The following is a 7,022-nucleotide window of genomic DNA, read 5'->3' as shown; positions in this document are numbered from 1 at the left end:
TGATAGTGCGGATCTCCCGTGTGAAAGTAGGTAATCGTCAGGCTCCTCATGCAGCAACAAAAACCCCACCCCCAAACCAGGTGGGGTTTTTGCGTTTCTGCGGCGCATGGCGCGCAAAGAAAAGCGCTGCGTGGTTCGAGCAGCGCCAAATAAAAAATCAAAGTTATCGGGCTAAGAATTGCTCCGCCAATCGAACCCAGTAAGACGAGCCGACAGACAACAAATCGTCATTGAAATCGTAACTGGCGTTATGCAACATGCAGGGACCGGCACCATGTCCATGAACCCGATGACCGCCGTTGCCATTCCCGAGAAACGCATAACACCCGGGCTTTTCAAGCAACATGAACGAAAAGTCCTCTGCGCCCATTGTCGGTTCGACTGAGGCGTTCACCTTATCCTTGCCTACAACGGCAGTCATCACATCCGCCGCAAACTTTGTTTGCTCAGCGTCGTTGATCGTCGGTGGATAATTTCGATGAAAATGCAGTTCCGCGTCGCAATCGTAAGCCGATGCCGTTGCTTCGACGATCTTGCGCATACGTTCTTCGATAACGTCTAAAGTCTCGACCGTGAACGTGCGCACCGTGCCACCTAACCATGCCTCATCCGGCACGACATTGACCGCGTCGCCAGCATGAATCTGGGTGATTGAAAGCACGGCGGTATCGATAGGCTTCTTGTTTCGAGTAATGATGCCCTGCAACCCATTAGCGATCTGCACAGCAGTGAATACCGGATCGCGTCCGTTATGAGGCATTGCCGCATGCGAGCCGATGCCGCGAATCGTGATTCGAAACTCATTGCTCGACGCCATGATTGGTCCGGAAACCACGCCGAAGTGCCCCGCTGGCATTCCCGGCCAGTTGTGAATCCCAAAGACGGCATCGACAGGGAAACGCTTGAACAAGCCGTCTTCGATCATTGCACGCGCGCCTGCGCCACCTTCCTCGGCCGGCTGAAAGATGAAAACAATCGTGCCGTTAAAGTTGCCATGCTCCGCCAAGTGTTTTGCCGCGCCGAGCAGCATGGCAGTGTGCCCGTCGTGACCGCATGCGTGCATGCGGCCGGGGTGGGCCGATCGATGCTCGAAGGTGTTGATTTCCTGAATGGGCAGTGCGTCCATATCGGCGCGTAGTCCGATCGACCCGTTGCCGGAGCCACGCTTGAGCACGCCGACGACGCCCGTCTTTCCCAGCCCACGATGCACAGTAATGCCCCACCGCTCGAGGCTTTCCGCGACAAGCTTGCTCGTCCCCGTCTCTTCGTAACGCAGCTCCGGATGAGCATGAATCGTTCGTCGGAGAGCTTTGATTTCTTCGTGCGATGCTTCGATTTCAGGGATCAGATTCATTTTGGAACCGTTCTCACGTTTGAATTCGGACGTTGCGCATTGACACTGCGTCGGTCCTTGCATTCTACGCCGTCATTATTTGATGATTTGAACGGTCGTTCCCACGACGACCATAATAAAATCGACTCATCTGACGCTTTCCATCTGGTAATCCCGGACCCCATGCCATGAACGCTCCAACCGAGTTCGCCCGAGCCGTCTGCCCACATGACTGTCCCGATACCTGCGCAATGCGCGTCACGGTCAAGGACGGGAAAGCGGTAAAGGTCAGCGGCGATCCGGATCATCCGCCGACGCAGGGCGTGCTTTGCACGAAGGTGACGCGTTATGCCGAGCGCACGCATCATAAAGACCGGCTGCTCACGCCGTTGCGCCGCGTCGGCCGGAAAGGCGAAGGGCGCTTCGAACCGATCAGCTGGAATGACGCGCTCACCTTGGCGGCCAACAAGCTGAAGTCGATTGCACAGCGCGCGCCCGAAGCGATTCTCCCGTACAGCTATGCCGGCACGATGGGACTGGTACAAGGCGAGAGCATTGCGGCGCGTTTTTTCAATGTGCTCGGCGCGTCGCGGCTGGATCGGACGATCTGCGCCGCCGCCGGGACTGCCGGCTTGCGCTACACATACGGCGCGAGTCTCGGCATGCACACCGAGTTTTTCGAAGAAAGCGAGATCATCCTGATCTGGGGAGCGAATCCGATCGCGTCGAGCCTGCATTTCTGGACGCGTGCGCAGGAAGCAAAGCGGCGCGGCGCCAAGTTGATCGCGATCGATCCGTATCGGTCGCTGACGGCGGAAAAGTGTCATCAACATATCGCGTTGCGGCCCGGAACGGATGCCGCGCTCGCGCTCGGCATGATCGACGTTTTGATTCGCGAGGATCTCATCGACCGTGAATATGTCGATGCTCACACGCTCGGCTTCGAAGAACTCAAGGCGCGCGCGGCGCAGTTTCCGCCTTCGCGCGTGGCGTCGATATGCGGTCTTGACGAGAAGACGGTGATCGATCTCGCGCGTGCATTCGGTTCTACCAGGAAGGCGTCGATTCGCCTGAATTACGGTATGCAGCGCGTGCGCGGCGGCGGCAATGCGGTCCGCGCCATTGCCTGTCTGCCGTCGCTCACGGGCGCATGGCGTGAGCGCGCGGGCGGAATGCTGCTGTCGTCGTCGGGTTGGACTCCGGTCGATGGAAACGCGCTCGAACGTCCGAACCTGTCGCCCGGCTGGCCGTCGGAACTGCCGCGCATCGTCAATATGAACGCTATCGGCGACGCGCTGCTGAACCCCGGAGACGACGCATTCGGCCCGAAGATCGAAGCGCTGATCGTCTATAACTCGAACCCGGTGGCCGTGGCGCCCGACTCCGCAAAAGTCGCCGCGGGCTTTGCGCGTGACGATCTGTTCACCATTGTTCTCGAACACTTTCAGACCGATACGGCTGACTATGCCGATCTGATTTTCCCGGCGACGACACAGCTCGAACACTTGGACGTCCATAAGTCTTACGGGCATACGCATGTGATGGCCAACTTGCCGGCCATTCAACCGGTCGGCGAAGCGCGCACGAATACAGACATCTTTCGCGGTCTCGCGCGCGCCATGGGCCTCACCGAACCGGCACTTTTCGAGACCGACGAACAGATTGCATCGAAAGCCTTTCGCTGGGCCGATGCGACGCTCGAAGGTCAGGACTGGAACGCGCTCAAAGAGACGGGTTGGCTGAAACTCAAACTTGCCGATGCGCCCTTGGCTCAAGGCGCCTTTCGCACGCCTTCGGGCAAGTGCGAGTTTTATAGCGAACGTCTGAAAAACGAAGGACTCGATCCGCTGCCCGATTATCTGCCGCCGTACGAATCGACGGACGGCTCGCCCGAACTCGCGGCGCGCTATCCGCTTGCGATGATCTCGCCGCCCGCGCGCAATTTCCTGAACAGCAGTTTCGTGAACGTCGAGAGTCTGCGCGCGACCGAAGGCCAGCCGCATCTCGATATCCATCCTGCCGATGCCGAACTCCGCGGTATCGAAGACGGTGTGCTGGTTCGCATCTTCAACGATCGCGGCTCGATGCAAGCGCGCGCCCGTGTAACCGAACGCGCGAAGGAGGGCGTCGTGGTGGGGTTGTCGATCTGGTGGAAGAAGTTGTCCCCCGATGGCCGTAACGCCAATCAGGTAACGAGCCAGGCACTGACCGATCTGGGGGGATCGGCGACGTTTTACGACTGCCTGGTTGAAGTGGAGTCAACGCATTGAGTCGTAATGAAAGAGCAGGCCGGAACGAGTCTGGAAGGCGGCGTCTAACCCAATTGTCGGAAGCGAGGCAAGCAGCTAGCATCTCGTTTTCGCACGATCATTCTAAATTCCAATAAGAAGGAGACGCCGCATGGAAAAACCATGGTTGAAGTCCTACCCGGACGGCGTACCGGCTGAAATCGCCGTTTCCGCGTACCGGTCGGTTTCCCAGTTGCTCGAAGACAGTTTCCGCAAGAACCGCGACCGGCGCGCGTTCGTCTGCATGGGCAAGTCGATTACCTACGGCGAACTCGACGACATGTCGAAAAAGCTCGCGGCATGGTTTCAGACGAAGGGTCTCAAGCCCGGCGCGCGCGTCGCGTTGATGATGCCCAACGTGTTGCAATATCCGATCGCGATTGCGGCGGTTCTGCGCGCGGGTTATATCGTCGTCAACGTCAATCCGCTTTACACACCGCGTGAGCTCGAACATCAGTTGAAGGACAGCGGCGCGGAAGCCATCGTTTTGCTCGAGAATTTCGCGCATACGCTGCAAGCCGTGGTGAAGAACACGGCCATCAAACACGTGGTTGTGGCCGCGCTCGGCGACCTCATGGGTTTGAAAGGGCTCGTCGTCAATCTGGTCGTGCGGCGCGTGAAGAAGCTCGTGCCCGAGTGGAGTCTGCCCGGACGGGTTCGCTTCAATGACGCGCTCAGCGAAGGTGGACGCGCCACGTTTCATAGCGTCGAACAAAGGCCCGATGACGTCGCGTTCCTGCAATACACGGGCGGCACGACGGGCGTTGCCAAGGGCGCGACGCTTTTGCATCGCAACCTGATCGCGAACGTGTTGCAATCCGAAGTCTGGCTGGATCCGGCACGCAAGCGCCGACCCGATATCGACCAGTTCATCTGCGTGGTCGCGTTGCCGCTTTATCACATCTTCGCGCTAACGGTGTGCGGCATGCTGACGATCCGCACCGGCGGACTTGGCGTGCTGATTCCGAATCCACGCGATATCGCGGGGACGATCAAGGAACTAAAGGGCATACAGATCAATACGTTTCCGGCCGTCAACACGCTCTATAACGCGCTGTTGAATCATCCCGATTTCGACCAGCTGGATTTCTCCAAGCTCATCGCGGCGAATGGCGGCGGCATGGCGGTGCAGGAAGCCGTCGCCAAACGCTGGTTCGCGAAGACGGGCGTGCCGATCGTCGAAGGCTACGGGTTGTCCGAAACGTCACCCTGTGTGACCTGCAATCCGGTCACGGCGATGGAATATACGGGGACGATCGGCTTGCCGTTGCCATCGACGGAAATCGTCATTCGCGACGACGACAACAACGACGTTCCGTTCGGTCAGCCCGGCGAAATCTGCATTCGCGGTCCGCAAGTCATGGCGGGCTACTGGAACCGCCCCGACGAAACCGCAAAGGTGATGACGCCCGACGGCTTCTTCCGCTCGGGCGACGTGGGCGTCTTCGATGATCGCGGTTACGTGAAAATCGTCGATCGCAAGAAGGACATGATTCTCGTGTCCGGCTTCAATGTTTATCCGAACGAGATCGAGGACGTGGTCGCCATGCTGCCCGGCGTGTTCGAAGTGGCCGCGGTCGGCGTGAAGGATCAGAACTCGGGCGAAGCGGTGAAGCTCTTTATCGTGCGCCGTGATCAGAGCCTGACCGAAGCGGATGTCGTGGCGTTCTGCAAAGAGCGGCTGACGGGGTACAAGCGGCCGCGCATCATCGAGTTTCGCAATGACCTGCCGAAGAGCAATGTCGGCAAGATCTTGCGGCGCGAATTGCGCGACGGCACGGCCTGAAGAATCGATTTGGGAAATGGAAAAGCCTTCGTGTCGAAAGACCGAAGGCTTTTTTCTTTGCATCGCATGGAAGCGGTTATGCCCGACGCGCCTTGCCATATAAAAAAGGCGCCCGAAGGCGCCTTTCAAGAGATACCGCTATGTTAAGACTTGTTAGAACTTGTGGCGAATACCGACTAGTGCCGCGACTTGGTTCGACGTCGACGAAGGCGACAGACCGTTGATGCTTGCGACTGCTGCGCGTTGCGTCGAATCCGTACCCGTTGCGTGCTGGTACACACCGTCGATATACACGTCCGTGCGCTTGGACAGGAAGTAGTCCGCGCCGAGCATGCCTTGGTGGTACTTGGCGTCGGCCAGGCCGTAGCCCTTCGTGTAGTCGTAAGCGACGCCGAGCAGCAGAGCCGGGGTCAACTGATACTTGAAGTTGAGTTCGGCGTTGTGGAACTTGCCCGAACCGCCCGTGTAAGCAGCCGGGTTGAGGCCGGCACCGGCTTCGCGGCCGACATCCTTGAACTGCGTGTTGCTGTACGTCGCGCCGACCGTTGCCGCGCCGAACGTATAAGCACCGCCCGCCGAGATCACTTGTTGCGTGTGAGCCGATGCGAAGCCCGAGATCACGCGGCTGTTCGGGAAGTTCGAAGCCGTACCGGCCGTTGCAGCCGTGCGCGAGGTCGTGTTGTTGCCGAAGAACGAATAGTTCGGGTCCTTGACGTTCAAGTACGCAGCGCCCAATTGCAACGGGCCTTGCGAGTAGCCGAGACCAGCCGACCAGATCTGGTTGCGATTGAACTGACCTGCGTTGCCGCCCAGGCTGTACACGCCGCCGAACGTGAAGCCGGCGTAGTTGGCGCTCGTGAACTTGACCGAATTGTTGACGCGCAACGAGTTGTTCATGTTGTCGAGGTCGCCCGGGTGCGCACCGAAGTACGTCGCCCACTGGCTGCCGACTTCGAACGCGCCGGTGAAGTCAACCACGGAGTCGTACTGACGACCCAACGTGACCGTGCCGTACTGCGCCGTCGACAGACCGACGTAAGCCTGACGGCCGAACTCGTCGCCGCCTTGACCCAGCGCGCCGTTGAACACGTTGAAGCCGTTTTCCAACACGAAGAGGGCCTTCAGACCGCCGCCGAGATCTTCCGTACCACGCAGGCCCCAACGGCTGCCCTGCACGTTGCCGCTGTTCAAGGCATACAACTTCTGACCAGCGCTATTGTTCGAGTACAGGAAGCCAGCGTCGATGATGCCGTACAGCGTCACGCTGCTTTGCGCGTGGGCGGCGCCAGCGAAGGTGCCCAAAGCGGCCAAAGCGAGAAGCGACTTTTTCATTGAATAGATCTCCAAGGAGTGTTTGCGACTTTTGGGCAAGGTCACTGTTCTAGCGCCAGTGTGTTGACGTCCCTGCCGGGCACTTCTGAATGAAGTTGAGACGTAATGTAACAAAGAGGTCTTGGGCGACAAAGGAAAAGGGGCCGGTCTGCGCACCTCGTGTGACGTTTTTGCAACATGCGCTAAAATCTTGGTTTTGCAGGAATTTTATGACTCGCGTTTGCCCTAATTCAAAATTTGATTAGTTCAAAAAGCCTGCTTTGGATATTTCTTGCCAGAGAAT

General features: G+C 58.5%; 4 protein-coding genes. 2 read left to right on the top strand and 2 right to left on the bottom strand.

Going from position 1 to position 7,022, the window contains the following annotated elements:
- Positions 1-163 precede the first annotated feature (163 nt).
- Positions 164-1,354: a M20 aminoacylase family protein gene (locus NCR98_RS11820; protein WP_250526282.1), complete on the bottom strand. Its 1,191-nt coding sequence runs from the start codon at positions 1,352-1,354 to the stop codon at positions 164-166.
- A 167-nt stretch (positions 1,355-1,521) separates the two neighbouring features.
- Here NCR98_RS11820 and NCR98_RS11815 point away from each other — a divergent pair, with 167 nt between their 5' ends.
- Positions 1,522-3,603 carry a molybdopterin-containing oxidoreductase family protein gene (locus NCR98_RS11815; RefSeq protein WP_250526281.1) on the top strand — a complete coding sequence of 694 codons (2,082 nt, stop codon included), beginning with the start codon at positions 1,522-1,524 and terminating at the stop codon, positions 3,601-3,603.
- A 130-nt stretch (positions 3,604-3,733) separates the two neighbouring features.
- A complete protein-coding gene (locus NCR98_RS11810) occupies positions 3,734-5,407 on the top strand; it encodes a long-chain fatty acid--CoA ligase (protein ID WP_250526280.1) in 1,674 nt (557 codons plus the stop codon).
- Positions 5,408-5,560: 153 nt separating this feature from the next.
- Here the strand turns inward: NCR98_RS11810 and NCR98_RS11805 are convergent, their stop codons facing one another.
- Positions 5,561-6,739, bottom strand: a complete 1,179-nt coding sequence (locus NCR98_RS11805) for a porin (protein ID WP_250526279.1) — start codon at positions 6,737-6,739, stop codon at positions 5,561-5,563.
- Positions 6,740-7,022 lie beyond the last annotated feature (283 nt).

Source organism: Caballeronia sp. GAWG2-1 (assembly GCF_023631405.1).
Taxonomy (GTDB): Bacteria; Pseudomonadota; Gammaproteobacteria; order Burkholderiales; family Burkholderiaceae; genus Caballeronia.
The sequence above is the reverse complement of the archived record's forward strand: the minus strand, read 5'-3'. Positions and strand labels throughout refer to the sequence as shown.